Consider the following 18,786-nt stretch of genomic DNA (forward strand, 5'->3'; position numbering starts at 1 on the left):
TATAGCCGGCTAATTGAATGCGAGACGCGCCACGGCCACGGCCGGGGCGCAGTCGGCCGCTAGGCCCGCGAGGCGGGTGTCGCCGGCGAGCAGCAGTCCGGCATGACGGTAGGGGCGCCCCGTTCGTTGCGCCAGCCGGCCCACCAGGAAACGACCCACACCGGCCCCGATCAGAGGGGCATCGGGCGCGACACCTCCGGCGGACGAGACCTGGGCCAGAGCCATGTGGAGGCGGTGCATCTGCACCTCCGCCGCCGCCGCCGCGAGGGCCTTTGCTTCCTCCATGGTTGAGGGTCCGAGATCGCGCCCCACCATCCGCAAAAGCCGGCGGGCACTGGCGTCGTACGTCTTGTCGCCGCCATCGGCGGCGGGGTGGAGATCGGCCCCATCGGGCAATTCACCGGTCAGTCGATGCACGTCCGCCGTGGTGGCGAAATACTCCGCCATGAGGGGCACGAGCCGCCCGCGAAACGGCAGGGCCTGCGCCAGCGCCATCACCGGTGTGCGGGCTGCGCCTGTATAGACCAGCTCCCCGGTCTCCAGCCGCGCGGCATCCGAATAGCCGCGAAAGCAAAGTTGCGAGCCGGCAAATGGAATGAGATCGGTGGTGGTCGAGCCGATGTCCGCGAGGATCCCGTCACCCGCAACGGCGGCCAGCGCCGCGGCGGTGGCGTGCCAGTTGGCGGAAGCGATGTTCGTGGTATTCAGATGGGCTTCGGAGAGACTGACAAAGCCGGCTCTGCCCGCATAAATGCGGGTGTCAGGCCCCAGTAACCCCCCCAGTTCGGTGGCAATATCGATGACGCCAGTTGCCCTGTCAGGCCACAGGTCGACAAGTTCGCCCGTCATCGTCACCACGGAGCGACCCGACGTGGGGGGCATGGTCGCCATCGCCTCCCGCAGTCGGTCGAGACCCTGCCAGAGGGCACAGGGCGCCAGGTGGATGGATACCAGCGCGCCGTCCGGTCCCAGGACTGCCCGCTTGAGATGGGCGCCGCCCACGTCCCAGCCGATCAGGAGGTCGCTCATGCCAGGGCCAGCTCCACGGGCGCGGGATGAAGGGGCGCCTCGCCGGCCCCTGCCGCAAGGGCGGGGAGGAGGGTGGCGGGGTTGACGCCCAGCGCCTGCCGGAGGCCGGCATAGGCGGTGGTGAGGCGGGGATTGATCTCCACCACCACCGGTCCCTCTTCGGTCAGGATGATGTCGATGCCGATGAAGCCGTCGAGGCCGGGGCAGGCGGCGACCACAGCCCGCGCCAAGGAAGCAAGCCGTCCGTCATCCGCCTGCGCGCCCACGGTGAGGCCGGAGAGGGAGAGGCGGCCGTCGCGCACGGTGATGTGCTGGCGGTTCACGCAGAGGAGGCGCGCCTCGCCCGCCACGACGAGAACGGTGAGGCTCGCCGCCTCGCCCGCCACATAAGGCTGGATCACCACGCCCTCCGTCGCCTCCGGGGTGGCGGGCACGCCGGCGGGCCAGAGGAAGGTGGCGTCGCAGCCGGCGCCGTCGTCCGGCTTGGTGATTCGGGCGCCGGGAATCTCGGGGGCGTCGGCCAGCGGATAGGTGGGGATATGCGGCACGCCCGCCAGCGCCAGGCGGCGGGCGGTTTCCAGCTTGCTGGTGGCGATGAGGATGGCCTCGGGGGTGGAGGCCAGCACCGGCTTGCCGGTTGCCGCCAGCATGCGCACGAGATCGGCGAGGATGCCCCCCGTCTCCGGCGCCACCGGCCAGATGAGGTCGGCGTCGTCGGCCAGCGTCCGCCACAGCACCCAGGCGCTGGCGTGGAGCCCCACCGGGATCGCGCCCTCAAGGGGGAGGCGCTCATCGCAGGTGGTGAGAATCTCGGGCGGCGACGGCAGCGCGGCGAGGTCGGCCAGCATGGCGTCGCGGATCAGCGCCGCCTCGGCCGCGAGGCTCGGCGACAGCGCCTCGCGGCGCATGCCGCCGCCGGTCACATACTCCAGCACCAGAACGCGCATGTCGGTCTCCGGCGCCGGTCAGGCGCTCACCGTCTCGCCCACGAGGCAGGCGGCCAGCGGCTCGGCCATGTTGCGGCCGGTGGCGTCGAACAGGCCGTGCCAGGCCGGCATGGAATTCACCTCCAGCACCTTCAGCCGCCCCTCCGCGTCGCGGATGAGGTCGACCCCGGCATAGCTGGCGCCCACGGCCGTCGCCGCGCGCACCGCATAATCCGCCAGAAGCCCCTCGGCCGCCACTTCGGCGCCGGTGGCGCCCTGGTGGATGTTGGTGATCCAGCCCTTGGCCCGGCGCGCCATGGCCGCCTCGGCGCGGTTGCCCACCACGAACACGCGGAAATCCTCGTGGATTGCATCCGGCCCGCCCTGGGCCGGCGCCGCCACGAAATCCTGCAGGTAATAGACCCCGCCTACCGCCTCGGGCTCCGGCAGCGCGCCCTTGGGGGGAATGCGCTCCAGCCCGCGACCCTGCGCGCCGAAGAGCGGCTTCAGCACGCTGTCGCCGGGGGCTGAGTCCACCAGCATGCGCGCAGTGGCGGCCTCTTCCAGCACGAGGGTGCGCGGGGTGGGCAGGCCGGCATGGGCGAGCAGGAAGGTGGTGGCGCTCTTGTCCACGCAGCGCTCGATGGCGCGGGCATCGTTCATCACCCGCACCCCCAGCGCGGCCAGCGCGTGCAGCACGCCGAGCCGGTGGGTGATCTGCTCCAGCGTGCCGGCGGGCACCGAGCGCACGAAGCAGGCCTCCGGCAGATCGTCGCCGAAGCCGGGCAGCAGCAGGCCGTGCGCCGTCTCGCCCACGGCGAAGCCGCAGGCGCGCAGCGAGACGATGCGGGGCTTCACACCCCGCGCCTTCAGGGCAGCCACCAGCGAGCGGGTGTGCCAGTCCACCCGCTCGGCAAAGATCACGAAGCCGGCCACCTCACACCCCGAAGGAGCGGGCGATGAGGTTGGCGTCGAAGCCGCCGGCGGTGAAGCTCGTGCCCTGCTCCATGGCCGTCACGGTCACGCGGGCCGGGGAGAACAGCAGCGGGTCCACCTTGTAGAAGTCGCAGTCATAGCCCGCGAAGATCTCGCCGAACGGTCGGCCATAATCGCGCGAGGCGAGCGAGGGCAGGCGCTTGGCGAGATCCTGCGCGGCCTCGGACGACCCGCGCACGAAGAGCTGCACGTCGCCGCCATAGAGCACCGCATCGTTGGTGCGGCCCATGGCGGTGAGAAAATCCGGCGAGGGCGGCGCCACAGGGGCGGAGCCGATGCCGTCCACGATGTGCTCCAGCGGGAAGTGGAGCGCGTGCGCCTTGTGCAGCGCCACTTCCAGCACGCGGGCGACGATCTGCACCGTGCCGGCCAGCGAGGAGGTGGGGGTGAGGATGAAGGTGACGGCCGTGGGCGCCACGCCGCAGCGGCTGGCCACCTCCTGCACCACCTCGGCGGGCGGGGCGACGCTGGTCTCCAGCACCAAGGCGACATGATCGCCATGGTCGCGGCAGCCCAGCTCCGCGAACAGCGGCTCCACCGCCGCCATGGCCCGGCCGGGGCCGGAGCCGAGGGCGAAGAAGTCGCCGTGGGCGAGGCTCCAGCCGGCATACTGGCTGGCAAGGCACGCGGTGACGGGATCGGTGGTGGTGACGCTCACCAAAGTGTCGAAGGGCGAGAAGCGCCCGCCGGGCACGAGGGCCACCTTGCCGAGGCCGCCGAGGCAGATTTCGGCGATGCGGCGTCCAGCCTCCAGCGAGCCGGGCACGGCGATGCCGGCATCGACGATGCGGCAGCCCAGCGGGCCGGTGGAGACAGCGAGCCGCAGCTGCGTGGCGTCGGCCACCAGCGCCTCCACGAGGGGCGCGACCTGATGGGCGAGGCTGATGCCGCCGGGAAGGGGCATCTCGGCGGCGAGGGCGTGAGATTTTGTCATGGCCGCACCTCTCGCGCGGGGCAAACGGCGGCGATCCCCGCGCAGCAGGCGCGGAGCCGGCGGGGAGAAGAGATGATCGTGCGCATGGGGCTCAGGCGTCCAGGGTTCTCGCCAGCTCGAACACCACCGGAAGGTCGATGAAGAGCGGGGTGGTGGTCTCGCACATGCGCTTCAGCAGGGTGTGCTGGACCGCGTATTTGAGATTGCCGATGGCGAGCGCGCCGATGCCGATGCCGTGGGGCAGTTGGGCCGCCGCATCGTGGGCGCCGATGCCGGCGATGCCGGCGGGGGGCACGGCGTTCACATCCGCCGCGACGATGAGGTTCTTCGCCGCTTCGAGGTGCGCGGCGTTGAGGATCTGCACGCCCGCCTTGCCGGTGGCGAGGATGACTTCGGCGGAGGGCACCAGCGCCGCCTTGTCCGCATCCGTCACGGCGGCGGTGCAGGAGACGTCCAGGCCGAAGCGGGTCTTGATGTCCCGCGCCTTCTCTTCCACCGCTGCGACCTCGCGATGGCTGACGAGGGTCACGTCCGCGCCCGCGCTGGCGGCGATCACCGCGGCCACCGAGCCGACCACGCCGGTGGCGCCGTAGATCTGCACCTTGGCGCCCTTGAGGCCGTCGGCGCGGACCTTCACCAGCGCCTGCTCCACCTTGGCGATCATGGCGGCGGCGGTGGTGAAGGAGCCGGCCGGATCGGGGAAGATGGAAATCTCGAAGGGCGGGAAAATGGAGGCCTTCGCCTCATTGGCCATGTCGAAGGCGAGCGCGGCATCCTTGCCGCCGATGAACAGGCCGGTGCGCGGCGCCGCCTGCGGGGCGCGCGAGAACATCATGTCCTGCGTCAGGTCGCGGACTTCCTCCGGCTTCACCCGCGAGTATTGCGCGATGGTGAGATAGCCGGCGTCGGCCGCCATGTTCACGTCGAACGGGCTCACATGCGCGAGCGGCGTGATGATGTGGAGAATGGGGGGAATAGAGGCGGAATCCGCCATGGGTCAGCTCCGTGCCAAAGGGAAACATAAGCGGGTGGCTTCGCCCCTAAGCTTCAGAGGAAGCTCAGGGAACGCCGCGGTTGTTTCCCCGCACGCAAGTCAATGGAGGGATTGTTTAATCATGTGGAGGGACGGCGCAAGCCCTGCCGTTTCCCGCGCAGCAGGAATCGTTGCTGCAATGCGGAACGGGTTTTGCGCGGGAGGGCGCGGCGCGGCGGCTTGCGCGTCGTTGCGCTGCGATGGCCTGCGACACGGACGCGCGGATGTGGGGGAGTACGCAAGTGTCATCGCCCGCACGAGGCGGGCGATGACAGTGGTGTGGGTGCCGGAAGGGAAAGCCCTCAGGCGATCAGGCGGTAGGCGGGCAGCGTGAGGAATTCCTCGAAGCTGTCGGCCAGCGTCATGTCGGAGAACAGCTTGATGGCCTCGGGGAAGCGGCCGGAATCGTAGACCTCCGGGCCGAGCACCGAGCGCAGGTTCGCCATCTCGTCGTCCAGCAAAGCGCGGAACAGCTCGGGCGTCACCGCCCGGCCGTCGTCCAGCGTGGCGCCGAGATGGATCCACTGCCACACCTGCGCACGGCTGATCTCGGCGGTGGCCGCATCCTCCATGAGGTTGTACAGCGGCACCGCGCCACGGCCGCGCAGCCACGCCTCGATGTACTGCACGCCGACGCGGATGTTCTCGCGCAGGCCGGCTTCCGAGCGGGTGCCCTGATGCACTTCGAGCAGGTCGTCGCGGCTCACCGGAACGTCGCTCGGCTTGGCATCGCGCTGGTTGGCGGCGGGCATCAGGCGGTTGAACACCTCCATGGCCACCGGCACGAGGTCCGGATGGGCCACCCAGGTGCCGTCGCAGCCGGAATTGGCTTCGCGCTCCTTGTCGGCCTTCACCTTGGCGAAGGCGGCGGCGTTGGCTTCCGCATCGCCCTTCACCGGGATCTGCGCGGCCATGCCGCCCATGGCGAAGGCGTTGCGGCGGTGGCAGGTGCGCACGAGGAGGATGCCGTAGGCCTTCAGGAAAGCCTCGCTCATCACCATGCGGCTGCGGTCCGGGGTGAGGAAGCGGTCGTTCTTCCCGAGGCGCTTGATGAAGGAGAAGATGTAGTCCCAGCGGCCGAGATTGAGACCGGCGATGTGGTCCTTCATCTCGAACAGGATTTCGTCCATCTCGAACACCGCGGGCAGCGTCTCGATGAGGACGGTGGCCTTGATGGTGCCGACGGGGAGCCCCAGCGCCTTCTGGGCGGCGACGAACACCTCGTTCCACAGCCGGGCCTCAAGATGGCTCTCGGTCTTCGGCAGGTAGAAATAGGGGCCGGAGCCCTGCGCCAGCGCCGCCTTGGCGTTGTGGAACACGTAGAGGCCGAAGTCGAACAGCGACCCGGAAATCTCCTCGCCGTCCACCAGCACATGGGCTTCCGGCAGGTGCCAGCCGCGCGGGCGGATGATGAGCACGGCCGGGGTGGCGCCGAGCTTGTAGGACTTGCCGTTGTTGGCGTCGACGAAGTCGATGGCGCCGGCCCAGCGGTCCTTCAGATTGATCTGGCCCTCGATCATGTTCTCCCACACCGGGGAGGAGGCATCCTCGAAGTCCGCCATGAACACCTTGGCGCCGGAGTTCAGCGCGTTGACGATCATCTTGCGGTCCACCGGCCCGGTGATCTCGACGCGACGGTCGAGCAAATCGGCGGGCAGGTCCGCGATGGTCCAGTCGCCGTCACGGACGGCCTTGGTCTCGGGCAGGAAGTCGGGCAGCGTGCCGGCGTCGAACGCCACCTGCCGCTCGGTGCGGCGGGCGAGCAGGGCCTTGCGGGTGGGGTTGAAGGCGCGGTGCAGGTCGGCGACGAAGGCCAGCGCCTCGGGGGTCAGGATCTCGTCGAAGCGGGGGCCGAGCGCGCCGGTGATCTCGATGCCCGCGACGGGGGCAGTCTTCAGGGCAGGGGACGACATGATGTCGGGTCTCCTTGAGAGGAGCCTGAAGCGCGTGGCGTCGCCGCAGGCGGGAACCGTCCCGAGGCCGTGGCAGCCCCGGGGCGGGATGGAATGCGTCAGCGCGCGGCCGTGACGGCCGAAAGAAGTGCGCGCGCAGCGTGTTCGGGATCGGGGGCGGCGCAGATGGCGGACACCACCGCCACCCCGTCCGCTCCGGCCCGGATGACCTCGGCGGCGAGCGCGCCGTCGATGCCGCCGATGCCGACGATGGGCAGGCGGGTGAGCGCCCGCACCGCCGCGACGCCCGACGCGCCGATGGCGGCGCCGGCATCCTTCTTGGTGCCGGTGGCCTTCACCGGACCGACGCCGAGATAATCCACGACGCCGATGTCGGAAGAGGCGAATTCCGCCGGATTGCCCACGGAGAGGCCGAGGATGCGCTCCGGCCCCAGAAGGGCGCGGGCGTCGGCGGGGGCCATGTCATCCTGGCCGAGATGCACGCCGTCGGCGTCCGCCGCTACCGCCACGTCCACCCGGTCGTTGATGATGAGCGGGATGGCGAGCGGCGCCAGCAGCGCCTTCAGCGCGCGCGCCTGCTCCACCAGCGCGCGGCCATGGGCGTCGGGATCGCGCAATTGCACGATGGTGGCGCCGCCCTTCACTGCCGCCTCCACCGTCGCCACGAGACCCCGCAGACCTTCGCCATGGATTTGGACGAGGCGCGGGTCGGTGACGAGGTACAGGGTCAGGTCGAAGGGACGGGACATCTTTGGCTCACGGGTGCGGGCGTGCTGCGGCGCAGCGTAAGCCGCCCCGCTCCCTTATCTCAATGCGCTTCGGTGCGAAACGTCGCATGCGACGAAGGTCTATTGACCGCATCGCACAAGCGTCTTTGCCATTCCGGCAACAATCCTCAGGCCGCTTTCGCCCGTCCGGCCAAAGCGGCGGGGGCGGGGCCGCCGGTGGCCCAGTCCAGCAGCTCCACCGTGTGGACGATGGGAATGCCGGTGCCGGAGCCGATCTGCGTCATGCAGCCGATGTTGCCGGCGGCGATCACGTCGGGGGCCAGCGCCTCCAGCGTCGCCACCTTGCGGGACTTGAGCTGCCCGGCAATCTCGCTCTGGAGCATGTTGTAGGTGCCGGCCGAGCCGCAGCACAGATGCGGATCAAACGGCTCCACCACCTCGAAGCCGACCCGGCGCAGCAGGTCCATGGGCGGCGTCTTCACCTTCTGCCCGTGCTGGAGCGAGCAGGCGGAATGGTAGGCGACGCGCATGCCGCGCGGCGTCTCCGCCTTCGGCAGATCGAGGGTGGGCAGAAACTCGCTGATGTCCCGCGTGATGGCCGAGACCCGCGCCGCCTTCTCCGCATAGGCGGGGTCGAGGCGCAGCATGTAGCCATAGTCCTTGATGGGCGTGCCGCAGCCGGAGGTGGTGACGAGGATGGCGTCGAGCCCCTCGGTCTCCATCTCCCTGATCCAAACGTCCACATTGTTGCGGGCGAAAGCGAGCGCCTCTTCCTCCCGGCCCATGTGATGGACCAGCGCGCCGCAGCAGCCCTCGCCCTTCACCCGCACCACGTCCACCCCCTGCCGGGTGAGGAGGCGGATGGCGGCCTCGTCGATGCCGGGGTTCAGCACCGGCTGGGCGCAGCCCTTGAGCAGGGCGACCCGCGCCCGGCGCGTGCCGTGGGCGGGATGCACGCCGCCGGTGTCATCCGCCGCGCGGCCATGGGGCAGGCCGGGGGCGAGGCGCAGCATGGCGGCGAGCGGCTTCAGCGCTGGCACCTTGGCGATCAGGCCGGCGAACGGTTTGCCGGCGAGCGCGCCCATGAGGGCGAGGCGGAAGCGGTCGGGATAGGGCAGCACCCTGGCCAGCACTTCCCGGATCATCCGGTCGGCGGTGGGGCGCGAATAGGTCTTCTCGATATGGACGCGGGCGGTGTCCACGAGGTGCATGTAGTTCACGCCCGAGGGGCAGGTGGACATGCAGGAGAGGCAGGAGAGGCAGCGGTCGATGTGCTTCACCTCCTCCTGCGTCGCCGGCCGGTCGTTCTCCAGCATGTCCTTGATGAGGTAGATGCGCCCGCGCGGGCTATCCAGCTCGTCTCCCAGGAGTACGTAGGTCGGGCAGGTGGCGGTGCAGAAGCCGCAATGCACGCACTTGCGCAGGATGGAATTGGCCGCCTCCACATGCGGATCGGCGAGCTGGGCGAGGGTGAAGTTGGTCTGCATGGGCGCTCAGCCGTGACGGAGGAACGAGGGGACGGGGGTGCGGGCCATCTCACATCCCCGCATGCATGCGGCCGGGATTGAGCACCAGGCCGGGGTCGAAGCTCTCCTTCACCCGCTTGGTCAGCGCCGCCAGCGCCCCGTCGAGGGGCTGGAACACCGCGGTGCGGGCGCGCTCGGCCGCGCTGGCGCGAATGAGCGTCGCGTGACCGCCGAAGGGGGCGAGGGCGGCACGCACGTCGTCCGCATGGGAGGCTTCGCCCGGCAGGCAGAGCCAGATGAGGCCGCCGGCCCAGTCGCAATAGGCCTCGCCACCGAGGTCGGCCGCGAGCGTCGCCGCCAGCTCCGGCCCCGCCTTGGGCTGGGTGGAGAGGCGCCAGACCGCCCGCTCGCCCGCGCCGGCGAAGGGGATCACGTCGCGCACCGCCTGCCACAGGGGGCGGGAGGTCTCGGTCTCCAGCACCTCGGCCCGGCCGATGCCGGCCAGCACCTTGAGCAGCATGGCGCGCCGCGCGGAGACGGAGGGCGGCACGCCCTCCATGCGCAGGGCGACCAGCGCCGGGGAGCCGGACAGCCCGGGCAGGCGTCCCGCCACGCCTTCGGGCAGGAAGGCGGCGCCGGACACCTCGCAGGACGAGCCCATGGCGGCGGAGAGCGCCGCCGCCGCCTCGGCCGGCGAGGCGACGCGGGCGATGACGGTCTCCTCCATAAGCGGACGCGGCAGCACCTTGAGCGTGATCTCGGTGGCGATGCACAGCGTGCCGAAGGCCCCGGCCATCAGGCGGGGCAGGTCGTAGCCGGTGACGTTCTTCACCACCCGCCCGCCGGACTTGAACGGCTCGCCGCGCCCGGACACCGCCTTGATGCCGAGGGCATGATCGCGCACCGCGCCGTGGCTGATGCGGCGGGGGCCGGCAAGGTTCACCGCGAACATGCCGCCGATCGTGCCCCGACCGGCGGTGCCGCCGAGCAGCGGCCCGGTGTCCATGGGCTCGAAGGCCAGCATCTGCCCGCGCGCCGCCACCATCTCCTCGATGTCGGCGCGGGGCGTGCCGGCGCGGGCGGAGAGCACCAGCTCCTCCGGCTCGTAGAGGGTGACGCCCGAGAGGGCGGAGAGGTCGAGGGTGAGGTCGGTCTGGCTCGGCCGGCCGAGGGCCTGCTGGGAGCCGTGGCCGCGCACTTCCAGCGTCTTGCCGGCGCCGAGGGCGGTGCGGGCCGCCTCCGCGACCTCCTGCTCGTCGCGCGCTGCGATGATGTCGCTCATGATCTGGGCCCTGGATAGGTGAAGGCGCGCGCTCTAAAAGCGCGGCAGGTCCGGGAACGGCAGCGCGCCGCCCGACACGTGCATGCGGCCCATTTCGGCGCAGCGGTGCAGGGTGGGGAACACCTTTCCGGGGTTCAGCAGGCTCTTGTCGTCGAAGGCGCATTTCAGGCGCAGCTGCTGGGCGAGATCGACCTCGTTGAACATGGTCGGCATGAGGTCGCGCTTCTCCACGCCCACGCCGTGCTCGCCGGTGAGCACGCCGCCCACCTCCACGCACAGCCTGAGGATGTCGGCGCCGAAATTCTCCGCCGCCTCCAGCTCGCCCGGCGCGTTCGCATCATAGAGGATGAGCGGGTGCAGGTTGCCGTCGCCCGCGTGGAACACGTTGGCGACGCGCAGGCCGTACTGCACCGAGAGTTCGCGCATGCGCGAGAGCACATAAGGCAATTGGCGGCGCGGGATGGTGCCGTCCATACAGAGATAATCCGGCGAGAGCCGCCCCACCGCCGGGAAGGCGGCCTTGCGGCCGGCCCAGAAGCCGAGCCGCTCCGCTTCGCTGGTGGAGACGCGCAGCGTCACTGAATTGCAGCCTTCGGCGATGCGCGTCACCTCCTCCAGAAGGTGGGCGCACTCAGCCTCCGGGCCGTCCAGCTCGACGATGAGCAGGGCTTCCACGTCGAGGGGATAGCCCACGTTCACGAAGGCCTCGGCGGCGGCGATGGCGTCGCGGTCCATCATCTCGATGGCGGCCGGGATGATGCCGCCGCCGATGATCCGCGCCACGCACTCGCCGGCATCCTCGGAGGTGGGAAAGCCCACGAGAACCGCGCGGGCGGTGTCCGGCTTCTTGAGGAGGCGAACGGTGACTTCCGTCACCACCCCCAAGAGCCCCTCGGACCCGATGATGACGGAGAGGAGATCGAGCCCGCCCGCATCGAGATGCTTGCCGCCGAAGCGCACGATCTCGCCGGTGATGAGCACCATCTCCACGCCCAGCACATTGTTGGTGGTGAGGCCGTATTTCAGGCAGTGCACGCCGCCGGAATTCTCCCCCACATTGCCGCCGATGGAGCAGGCGATCTGCGAGGAGGGGTCGGGGGCGTAATAGAAGCCGAGATGGTCCACCGCCTTGGAGATGCCGAGGTTCGTCACCCCCGGCTGGACCACGCAGGCGCGGTTGGCGGTGTCGATGTCGAGCACGCGGTTGAACTTGCCGAGCCCCAGCAGCACCGCATCCTGAAGCGGCAGGGAGCCGCCGGAGAGCGAGGTGCCCGAGCCGCGCGGCACCACACGGATCTCGTTGTCGTGGCAGTATTTGAGGACGGCGGCCACCTGCTCGGTCGTGCTCGGCAGCACCACCACGAGGGGCAGTTGGCGATAGGCGGTGAGGCCGTCGGATTCGTAGGGCCGCATCTCCCGTTCGTGGGCGATGACGCCCTCGCCGGGCACGATGGCCCGGAGCGCGGCGATGATCTCCTCCCGTCGGGCGAGCACCCGAGCATCCGCTTCCGGCAGCCTGAGGCCCGGAGTGGTTCCCGTCATGTCGGCGTCCCTTTGAGCCGTTCTTGTTGGAGGAACTATAATCGGTTCATTCGGGAAAAAACGTCGCCCATTCTTTCCCTGACGGATAAAGTCGCGGCCCGAAGACAAAACAATCGGCCGGCGCATGACCCCCGGCCAGGAGGAGCGTCGATCGATGATCGGCAATCTGGGCGACCTTGAAATCTTCGCGCGCATCGTCACCGCCGGCAGCCTTTCCGCCGCCGGGCGGGAGATGGGGCTGTCGCCGCCGGTGGTGTCCAAGCGCGTGCAGCGGTTGGAGGAGCGGCTCGGCGCCCGGCTGTTCCAGCGCACCACGCGCAAGGTGGCGCTCACCGAGGCGGGACAGGGCTTCTACGAGCGCGTCGTCACCATCCTCGCCTCCATCGAGGAGGCGGAAAGCCAGCTCGCCCGCAAATCCACCGAGGCGCGGGGCCTGCTGCGCGTGTCGGCGCCCACCTCCTTCGGCCGGCTGCACATCGCGCCGAACCTCCTGCCGCTCATGGAGGCGAACCCGGACCTCACCATCGACCTCGAACTGTCGGACAGTTTCGTGGACATCGTGGGCGAGGGCTTCGACGTGGCGGTGCGCATCGCCGACCTCGACGATTCCAGCCTCGTCGCCCGCCGCCTCGCCCCCGTCCACCGGGTGCTGTGCGCGACGCCGGACTATCTCGCCCGCGCCGGCGAGCCGAAACAGATCTCCGAACTCTCCGCCCACGTTCTCCTCGCCACCCATGGGCAGGACCCGTGGAAGCTGGAGGGGCCGGAGGGGGCGGTGACGCTGCGCGTGCATTCCCAGTTGCGCACCAATTCCAACGAGGTGGTGCGCGAGGCGGTGCTCGCCTCGGTGGGCATCGCGCTCCGCTCCACCTGGGACGTGGGGCCGGAACTGCGCTCGGGCGCGCTGAAGGTGGTGCTGCCGCGCTGGCGCGCCTCCCACCGGGTGGGGCTGTTCGCGGTCTATCCCTCGCGCCGCTTCCTGCCGCAGAAGGTGCGGGTGTTCATCGACCACCTCGCCGCCCTCTACGGCCAGGGCCACGGCGGCATCCCGCCCTGGGACGAGGGCCTCTCGCGCCTGTTCGAGCCGGAGCCGCAGGGCTGAGGTGCGGGACGGGCTGCCAAGGTGTTGTTGCGCCCAGTGAATTATCACCACCGTCATGCCCGGCCTTGTGCCGGGCATCCACGTCGGGCCGATGGCGCGATGGATGAAGACCTGACCCCGGCCCCACCACGTGGATGGCCGGGACAAGCCCGGCCATGACGGTTGTTATTGGGACACGCGCGCATCCCGGGGACACGGGAGCACTCTCCCCCCTCCTCCGACAAGCGGAAATCGGGTTGGCCTTTCCGGTGGGCGCGTTCATAAGGGCGGCATTGCCGCGACGTGACTGTTGATTGCCCCGCTCAAGATGACCAAGCCCCCTCCTGTTCCCCTCACCCTCGCCGGCATGGCGGAAGGCGCCCGCGCCATGCTGCCGCTGATGCCCGGCATCGCCGCCTTCGGCATGGCCTTCGGCGCCGCCTCCATCCAGAAGAGCTTCACCCTGCTGGAGGCGACGCTCTCCTCGGCGCTGGTGTTCGCCGGCCTCGCCCAGATGGTGGCGCTGGAAGGCTGGACCCAGCACTGGACCGCCGGCTCCCTTTTGGCGCTCGGCTTCCTCACCATGACCGTGAACATGCGCCATGTGCTGATGGGCGCCTCGCTGCGGCCCTGGCTCGGCACGCTACCGGCGTGGAAGTCCTATCCGGCGCTGATGATGATGGCCGACAACAATTGGGCCGGGGCCCTGCGCTATCGCGCCGAGGGCGGCAGCGATGCCGGCTTCTTCGTCGGCTCGGGCCTCATCACCTGGGTGGTGTGGGTGCTGGCCACCGCGGTGGGGCACCTCGTGGGCGGCGGCATTCCCGATCCGAAGGCGGTGGGAATCGACCTGGTGGTGCCCGCCTTCTTCATCGCCATGCTGCTCCCCAACTGGAAGGGCAAGCGCGAGGCGGTGGGCTGGGGCGTGGCGGCGGCGGTCTCAACCGCCGTGTCGTTCGTGCTGCCGGGCTGGTGGTTCATCGTGATCGGCGCCGTCGCGGGCGCGCTCGCAGGCGGGTTCACCGACGATGACCGTTGATGCCGGCACCCTCACCGCCATCCTGGTGATGGCGGCCGCCACCGCCTTCAACCGCGCCGGCGGCTTCTGGCTGATGCGGCTCGTGCCCGTGACGCCGCGCGTGCGCCGGGTGCTGGACTGCCTGCCCGGCGCGGTGCTGGTGGCGCTGCTGGTGCCCGGCGCCGTTCAGGGCGCGGTGAAGGGCGACATGGGCATGCTGGGCGGCCTCGCCGCCGCCCTCGTCGTCACCCGCCTGACCCGCAGCGACCTCCTCGCCGTGGTGGTGGCCATGGCGGTGGCCGCGGGGATCAGGGCGTTCTGGGGATAGGTCGGCGGCGGTCGATCTGGTCCACCCTCCCAGCCCTTGGAGCCGTCATCCCCCGGTTCATCCGGGGGATCCACCGGCCCGCGGTCCCATCTGAGACGTCAGGCACCGCTTCAGACCATCCGTGGATCGCCCGCACGAGGCGGGCGATGACGGCGCTGAAGGGGAGGGGCGCCCCAAACGAAAACGGCGGGCCGAAGCCCGCCGCTGATTCCTCATCCGATGACCTATGACCTTTGCCTCAGCCCGGCGCGCCGGGCTTCGCCGCGGCCTGGGTGCCGGGGGCGGTGGCCGGTGCGGCGGGGGTGACGGAGGGGTCCACCGGCTTGGGCTTGGGCTTCGGCCGCGGCGTGGTGATGGAGCGCACTTGGGTGATCACCTCGTCATGGAGGCGCGGCGACTTCTCGATGTTGAAGTGGTCGATGCCGCCGATGGCGTTCAGGTTGCGGTTGACGATGTTGCCACGGAAACCCGGGCCGGCCGTCAGGCGCTTACCGTAGCCGTTGTTGGACTGGTAGTAGTTGACGAAATAGCCCGCCGAGGCGCCCACCTGGGTCACGCCCACCGGATCGAAGGTCACCACCAGCTTGGGCGGGGTGCCCAGCGCGGTGAGGCGCTCGGCCATCTCCACCGCCGCATCGGCGCCGAGGGAATGGCCGACGATGATGATGGGGGAATTGCCGGTGGCCCGGCTCTCTGCGGCGGCGGCGTCGGCGAGGGACGCCCACTGGCCGTATTCGTGCACCGTCGCGGGGATGCCGCGGGCGTTCAGCTTCTTGGCAAGGTCGTCCATGCCCAGCGAGAAGACGTTGGCGAGCCCCCGCAAAAGGTAGACGTGGCCGCGGTTCTGCTGGGCCAGCGCCGGCTGGGCGACGCAGAGGACGACGACCGCTGCAAACAGCGCCCGGACGAAGCGCAAGCCAACTTTCATTGTCTCACCATTGCTGAAAAGTGACCGAGTACTGCCGCCAAAATGACGGACGGGCAATACCGGATTGCTTATCCGGCGCAGCAGGCACGGCCCGGCGGACATTTTTCCGTCACCCGTGGCGCGCCTGCATCAGGCCCTTCGCAATTGCAAAATATTCGCGTTTTGAGAGAGGTGGCGCTTTATGGCGGAGCTTAAATTGTATACCGTGAGATTGCTTCCTCAAGTCAGGGGGGGGATGGGATTGTGATCGCTTCTTTGAGTGCGGCGGGTTTAAGTGCGCACGGCAGCGCGTTTGCACCCGTTTGGCCTGTCTTGCCCAATATGGGCTTCGAAATCCGGCCGAGGGAGCGGGCCAAGCCGCACGCTCCAAAGCCCGACGTGCCGCAGGTCCGGCCACCGGGAGGAATCCTGCTCGTGGCCATTGTGTCCGCCCTCTCGGGCGCGATCATGGGTTGTGTCTTCGGCGGCTTCCTCACCGTCGCGCTGGCGATCTTCCTCGCCGTGCCGCTGGGTGTGGCGCTGGGCATCTGGGCGTCGCGCCTGACCCAATAAGCCGGCGCTCGCTGCAGCCCGTTTGCGGTTGCCGCTCCATCAACCCCCTCAGCGCGTCGGTCCGCCCACCAGCAGCACATGCAGGCTGCGCGGACCATGGGCGCCGAGCAGCAGGGTCTGCTCGATGTCGGCGGACCGCGACGGGCCGGTGATCCAGTTCACCGTGCGCGGCAGCACGCTTTCGCCATAGCGGGCGCGGATCAAGTCCCACACCGTTTCGTAGTCCCCCGCCACGTCGGCCGCGTCCACCACCACCAGATGGTGGTCGGGCAGCAGGTTGAGGGTGGAGGGGTTCTCCGGGCCGGAGAGCATCACCACCGTCCCTGATTCGGCGATGCCCGCGAAGGCGTGGGAGAGGCCGGCGAGCTGGCGCCCGTCCGAGGGGCCGATCCACACGTCGAGGGCCGGGGCGCGCTCCCACGGCAAAGCGGCGAGGCGGTCGTCCGCGCCGCGCAGGATGGTCATGGGCAGGTTGCGCGACCTGAGATAGGCGGCGATCGCCTCCGGCACCTCGGCCGTGGAGGCCAGGTGATCGATGGTCGCCGCCGCGCCGATCACCATGTCGCGGAACAGAGCGAGGCGTTCGGCCTCCGGCAACTGCCCGCGCGCCGGGATGACGCCGCGCGGATGCGAGGCGATGCGGTCGGCCACCGCCTGCCGGCGCGGTGCCTCCTGAGAGGTCACGCCCAGCGCAGCGCGGATGGAGGCGAAGACGGTGTCGCGCGAACTCATCAGTGCACCCCTCGTCCTGAAGCCGCGCGACGCTCCGCCTGCCGGGCGCGCCATTGGGCCTGGAAGGTGTCGCCCTGCGGCGCCGGGAAATCGCGATGCTGCGTCCACCCGCCGGCAAGGGGCAGGGCGGCGAAGCGCCCCTTGGTCCGCCCCAGCAGCGAAAGTGCGCCAATGGCAAGCCGCGTCGCCGGCCGGTAGAGCCAGCCGCGCCGGGCGAAGAAGCCCCACACGCCAAGGCCGAAGCGCTGGGTCGCCGGGGTCAGGTGGCGCTCGAATTCCTTCTCCCGCCAGTGCCGCATCAGCTTCGGCAGGGGGATGCGCATGGGGCACACCTCCTCGCAGCGGCCGCAGAAGGTGGAGGCGTTGGGCAGGTTGCGCCCCTTCTCCACGCCGATGAGCGCCGGGGTGAGCACCGAGCCGATGGGGCCGGGATAGACCCAGCCGTACGCATGGCCGCCCACCGCGTGATAGACCGGGCAATGGTTCATGCAGGCGCCGCACCGGATGCAGCGCAGCACTTCGCGCAGCTGCCCGCCGAGCATGGACGAGCGGCCGTTGTCGAGGATCACCACGTGATATTCGCCCGGCCCGTCCGGATCACCGGGGCGACGGGGGCCGGTGGAGAAAGTGGTGTAGACGCTCATGTCCTGCCCGGTGGCCGAGCGGGCCAGCACGCGCAGGATCTGGCTCACGTCCTCCAGCGTCGGCACCAGCTTTTCCAGCGAGGCGAGCACGATGTGCGCCTTCGGCAGGGTCTGGGTGAGATCGCCGTTGCCCTCGTTGGTGACGATGATGGAGGTGCCGGTCTCCGCCACCAGGAAATTGGCGCCGGTGATGCCCACGTCGGCCGCGAGGAATTTCTGCCGCAGCTCGCCCCGCGCCTCGGCGAGGAGCGACGTGGGCTCGGAGAGGTCGCGCTCGGGTGGAAGATGCGCGTGGACGCGGCGGAAGTCGGCTTCCACCTGATCCTTGTTGAGGTGGATGGCCGGGGCGATGATGTGGGAGGGCGCCTCGCCGCGGATCTGGATGAGATATTCGCCGAGGTCCGTCTCCACCGGCTGGATGCCGGCCGCCGCGAGATGGTCGTTGAGGCCGATCTCTTCCGAGATCATGCTCTTGCCCTTGGTCACGGTCTTCGCGCCGAGGCGCTTGCAGATGTCCGTGACGATGGCCCGCGCCTCCGCCGCATCGACGGCGAAATGCACATGGCCGCCGGCTTCCTTCGCCTTCGCCTCGAAGCGCTCGAGATAAAGGTCGAGGTGGGCCAGCGTGTGGTTCTTGATGTCGCGCGCCGAGTCCCGCAGGGCGTCGAACTCCGGCAGCTTCTCGGCCGCCGCCGCGCGCTTGCCGATGAAACCGGGGCCGACCTTGGAGAGCGCGCCCTGCAGCGGCAGGTCGGCCAGCGCCTTCTTCGCATTGTCCTTGAAGCGGGGGGTGGTGATCTCGACGCTCATCGTTTCGCCTCCCGGGCGGCCGGCTCGCCGATGGCGGGCGCGTTGCCCATGCCGGCGAGCACTTCGGCGACGTGGAGGGCGCGCACCGCATGGCCCTCGCGCTGGAGCTTGCCGGCCATGTTCATGAGGCAGCCGAGATCGCCGGCCAGCAGCGTGTCCGCCCCGGTGGCGGCGATGTTGGCGGACTTCTTCTCCACGATGGCGTTGGAGACATCGGGATATTTCACGCAGAAGGTGCCGCCGAAGCCGCAGCAGGTGTCGGCATCCTTCATCTCCTCCAGCGCCAGCCCCTCCACCGAGGAGAGCAGGAGGCGCGGCTGCGCCTTCACTCCCAGCTCGCGCAGGCCCGAGCAGCTGTCGTGATAGGTGACGGTGCCGTCATAGGCGGCTTCGACGCAGGTGACGCCGCGCACGTCCACGAGGAAGGACGTCAGCTCGAACACCTTGGCGCAGAAGCGCTCCACCCGCCCGGCCCAGTCCGGCTCGCCGGTGAACAGCTCGGGATAGTGGGTCTTGATCATGCCGGCGCAGGAGCCGGAGGGGGCGACCACATAATCGAAGGTCTCGAACGCCGTGATCATCTCTTCCGCCAGCGCGCGGGTGGTGGCGCGGTCGCCGGAATTGAAGGCGGGCTGGCCGCAGCAGGTCTGCGGCGGCACGGCCACCTCGCAGCCGGCATCTTCCAGCAGCTTGGCGGCTGCGAAGCCCACCGAGGGGCGGATGGTGTCCACGAGGCAGGTGCAGAACAGGCCCACCCGCGGGTGGCGCGCCCCATCGGGCGAAGTGTGCGCGGTCATGATGCCCCGTGCGTTGGATCGGGCGCGGGAGCGCCCGCCGCTGATTG

At 69.9% G+C, this 18,786-nt stretch carries 18 protein-coding genes; 4 read left to right on the forward strand and 14 right to left on the reverse strand.

Annotated elements, in window-relative coordinates:
• Window positions 1-9 precede the first annotated feature (9 nt).
• The 10 genes from EJ105_RS05205 to EJ105_RS05250 form a co-directional block, all read right to left on the reverse strand.
• Window positions 10-1,029, reverse strand: a complete 1,020-nt coding sequence (locus EJ105_RS05205) for a hydantoinase/oxoprolinase family protein (RefSeq protein WP_250165517.1) — start codon at window positions 1,027-1,029, stop codon at window positions 10-12.
• The gene (locus EJ105_RS05210) at window positions 1,026-1,976 is read right to left on the reverse strand and encodes an ATP-grasp domain-containing protein (RefSeq protein ID WP_250165518.1); all 951 of its coding nucleotides are present in this window, start codon (window positions 1,974-1,976) and stop codon (window positions 1,026-1,028) included. The genes EJ105_RS05205 and EJ105_RS05210 overlap by 4 nt, the downstream gene beginning before the upstream one ends.
• Window positions 1,977-1,994: 18 nt before the next feature.
• Window positions 1,995-2,891, reverse strand: a complete 897-nt coding sequence (locus EJ105_RS05215; RefSeq protein WP_250165519.1) for a RimK family alpha-L-glutamate ligase — start codon at window positions 2,889-2,891, stop codon at window positions 1,995-1,997.
• A gap of 1 nt (window position 2,892) precedes the next feature.
• On the reverse strand, window positions 2,893-3,885 hold the full coding sequence (mch, locus tag EJ105_RS05220; protein ID WP_250165520.1) for a methenyltetrahydromethanopterin cyclohydrolase: 993 nt from the start codon (window positions 3,883-3,885) through the stop codon (window positions 2,893-2,895).
• Window positions 3,886-3,976: 91 nt separating this feature from the next.
• Window positions 3,977-4,879, reverse strand: coding sequence for an NAD(P)-dependent methylenetetrahydromethanopterin dehydrogenase (locus tag EJ105_RS05225; protein ID WP_250165521.1), 903 nt, complete (start codon window positions 4,877-4,879; stop codon window positions 3,977-3,979).
• A 341-nt stretch (window positions 4,880-5,220) separates the two neighbouring features.
• On the reverse strand, window positions 5,221-6,831 hold the full coding sequence (gene aceB, locus EJ105_RS05230; protein ID WP_250165522.1) for a malate synthase A: 1,611 nt from the start codon (window positions 6,829-6,831) through the stop codon (window positions 5,221-5,223).
• Window positions 6,832-6,929: 98 nt separating this feature from the next.
• The gene (gene thiE, locus EJ105_RS05235; protein ID WP_250165523.1) at window positions 6,930-7,580 is read right to left on the reverse strand and encodes a thiamine phosphate synthase; all 651 of its coding nucleotides are present in this window, start codon (window positions 7,578-7,580) and stop codon (window positions 6,930-6,932) included.
• 146 nt (window positions 7,581-7,726) lie between these two features.
• The gene (glcF, locus tag EJ105_RS05240) at window positions 7,727-9,046 is read right to left on the reverse strand and encodes a glycolate oxidase subunit GlcF (RefSeq protein WP_250165524.1); all 1,320 of its coding nucleotides are present in this window, start codon (window positions 9,044-9,046) and stop codon (window positions 7,727-7,729) included.
• Between the two features lie 49 nt (window positions 9,047-9,095).
• Window positions 9,096-10,307: a glycolate oxidase subunit GlcE gene (gene glcE / locus EJ105_RS05245; RefSeq protein ID WP_250165525.1), complete on the reverse strand. Its 1,212-nt coding sequence runs from the start codon at window positions 10,305-10,307 to the stop codon at window positions 9,096-9,098.
• A 33-nt stretch (window positions 10,308-10,340) separates the two neighbouring features.
• Window positions 10,341-11,849: an FAD-linked oxidase C-terminal domain-containing protein gene (locus EJ105_RS05250; RefSeq protein WP_250165526.1), complete on the reverse strand. Its 1,509-nt coding sequence runs from the start codon at window positions 11,847-11,849 to the stop codon at window positions 10,341-10,343.
• A gap of 154 nt (window positions 11,850-12,003) precedes the next feature.
• Between EJ105_RS05250 and EJ105_RS05255 the strand changes: the two genes are divergently transcribed.
• The 3 genes from EJ105_RS05255 to EJ105_RS05265 all read left to right on the forward strand — a co-directional run bounded on the left by EJ105_RS05255 (window position 12,004) and on the right by EJ105_RS05265 (window position 14,276).
• On the forward strand, window positions 12,004-12,951 hold the full coding sequence (locus EJ105_RS05255; RefSeq protein ID WP_029556368.1) for a LysR family transcriptional regulator: 948 nt from the start codon (window positions 12,004-12,006) through the stop codon (window positions 12,949-12,951).
• Window positions 12,952-13,258: 307 nt separating this feature from the next.
• The gene (locus EJ105_RS05260) at window positions 13,259-13,969 is read left to right on the forward strand and encodes an AzlC family ABC transporter permease (protein ID WP_029556369.1); all 711 of its coding nucleotides are present in this window, start codon (window positions 13,259-13,261) and stop codon (window positions 13,967-13,969) included.
• Window positions 13,959-14,276 (forward strand): AzlD family protein, encoded by a 318-nt coding sequence (locus tag EJ105_RS05265; protein WP_029556370.1) that lies wholly within the window; start codon window positions 13,959-13,961, stop codon window positions 14,274-14,276. The genes EJ105_RS05260 and EJ105_RS05265 overlap by 11 nt, the downstream gene beginning before the upstream one ends.
• Window positions 14,277-14,514: 238 nt before the next feature.
• Here EJ105_RS05265 and EJ105_RS05270 read toward each other — a convergent pair whose 3' ends face one another.
• Entirely contained in the window at window positions 14,515-15,204 is a 690-nt protein-coding gene (locus tag EJ105_RS05270; protein WP_250165527.1) for a thioesterase domain-containing protein, read from the reverse strand.
• A 414-nt stretch (window positions 15,205-15,618) separates the two neighbouring features.
• Here EJ105_RS05270 and EJ105_RS05275 point away from each other — a divergent pair, with 414 nt between their 5' ends.
• The gene (locus EJ105_RS05275; RefSeq protein WP_250165528.1) at window positions 15,619-15,756 is read left to right on the forward strand and encodes a hypothetical protein; all 138 of its coding nucleotides are present in this window, start codon (window positions 15,619-15,621) and stop codon (window positions 15,754-15,756) included.
• 48 nt (window positions 15,757-15,804) lie between these two features.
• On the opposite strand, the gene EJ105_RS05280 is transcribed toward EJ105_RS05275, so the two are convergent.
• From EJ105_RS05280 to EJ105_RS05290, 3 genes are read right to left on the reverse strand one after another with little or no spacing between them, the layout of a single operon-like run.
• Window positions 15,805-16,488 (reverse strand): LutC/YkgG family protein, encoded by a 684-nt coding sequence (locus EJ105_RS05280; protein ID WP_250165529.1) that lies wholly within the window; start codon window positions 16,486-16,488, stop codon window positions 15,805-15,807.
• Window positions 16,488-17,942, reverse strand: a complete 1,455-nt coding sequence (locus tag EJ105_RS05285) for a LutB/LldF family L-lactate oxidation iron-sulfur protein (protein ID WP_250165530.1) — start codon at window positions 17,940-17,942, stop codon at window positions 16,488-16,490. Before EJ105_RS05285 ends, EJ105_RS05280 begins: the two co-directional genes overlap by 1 nt.
• Window positions 17,939-18,739, reverse strand: a complete 801-nt coding sequence (locus EJ105_RS05290; RefSeq protein ID WP_250165531.1) for a (Fe-S)-binding protein — start codon at window positions 18,737-18,739, stop codon at window positions 17,939-17,941. The genes EJ105_RS05285 and EJ105_RS05290 overlap by 4 nt, the downstream gene beginning before the upstream one ends.
• Window positions 18,740-18,786: the final 47 nt, after the last annotated feature.

This window comes from Xanthobacter aminoxidans (genome assembly GCF_023571765.1).
GTDB lineage: Bacteria > Pseudomonadota > Alphaproteobacteria > Rhizobiales > Xanthobacteraceae > Xanthobacter > Xanthobacter aminoxidans.

Excerpts from the sequence above, each read along its gene's own strand:
- EJ105_RS05210 (WP_250165518.1), bottom strand. The coding sequence starts at position 1,976 with ATGCGCGTTCTGGTGCTGGAGTATGTGACCGGCGGCGGCATGCGCCGC.
- EJ105_RS05205 (WP_250165517.1), bottom strand. The coding sequence starts at position 1,029 with ATGAGCGACCTCCTGATCGGCTGGGACGTGGGCGGCGCCCATCTCAAG.
- thiE (WP_250165523.1), bottom strand. The coding sequence starts at position 7,580 with ATGTCCCGTCCCTTCGACCTGACCCTGTACCTCGTCACCGACCCGCGC.
- EJ105_RS05265 (WP_029556370.1), top strand. The coding sequence starts at position 13,959 with ATGACCGTTGATGCCGGCACCCTCACCGCCATCCTGGTGATGGCGGCC.
- EJ105_RS05270 (WP_250165527.1), bottom strand. The coding sequence starts at position 15,204 with ATGAAAGTTGGCTTGCGCTTCGTCCGGGCGCTGTTTGCAGCGGTCGTC.
- EJ105_RS05250 (WP_250165526.1), bottom strand. The coding sequence starts at position 11,849 with ATGACGGGAACCACTCCGGGCCTCAGGCTGCCGGAAGCGGATGCTCGG.
- aceB (WP_250165522.1), bottom strand. The coding sequence starts at position 6,831 with ATGTCGTCCCCTGCCCTGAAGACTGCCCCCGTCGCGGGCATCGAGATC.
- glcE (WP_250165525.1), bottom strand. The coding sequence starts at position 10,307 with ATGAGCGACATCATCGCAGCGCGCGACGAGCAGGAGGTCGCGGAGGCG.
- EJ105_RS05285 (WP_250165530.1), bottom strand. The coding sequence starts at position 17,942 with ATGAGCGTCGAGATCACCACCCCCCGCTTCAAGGACAATGCGAAGAAG.
- mch (WP_250165520.1), bottom strand. The coding sequence starts at position 3,885 with ATGACAAAATCTCACGCCCTCGCCGCCGAGATGCCCCTTCCCGGCGGC.
- EJ105_RS05255 (WP_029556368.1), top strand. The coding sequence starts at position 12,004 with ATGATCGGCAATCTGGGCGACCTTGAAATCTTCGCGCGCATCGTCACC.
- EJ105_RS05290 (WP_250165531.1), bottom strand. The coding sequence starts at position 18,739 with ATGACCGCGCACACTTCGCCCGATGGGGCGCGCCACCCGCGGGTGGGC.
- glcF (WP_250165524.1), bottom strand. The coding sequence starts at position 9,046 with ATGCAGACCAACTTCACCCTCGCCCAGCTCGCCGATCCGCATGTGGAG.
- EJ105_RS05260 (WP_029556369.1), top strand. The coding sequence starts at position 13,259 with ATGACCAAGCCCCCTCCTGTTCCCCTCACCCTCGCCGGCATGGCGGAA.
- EJ105_RS05280 (WP_250165529.1), bottom strand. The coding sequence starts at position 16,488 with ATGAGTTCGCGCGACACCGTCTTCGCCTCCATCCGCGCTGCGCTGGGC.
- EJ105_RS05225 (WP_250165521.1), bottom strand. The coding sequence starts at position 4,879 with ATGGCGGATTCCGCCTCTATTCCCCCCATTCTCCACATCATCACGCCG.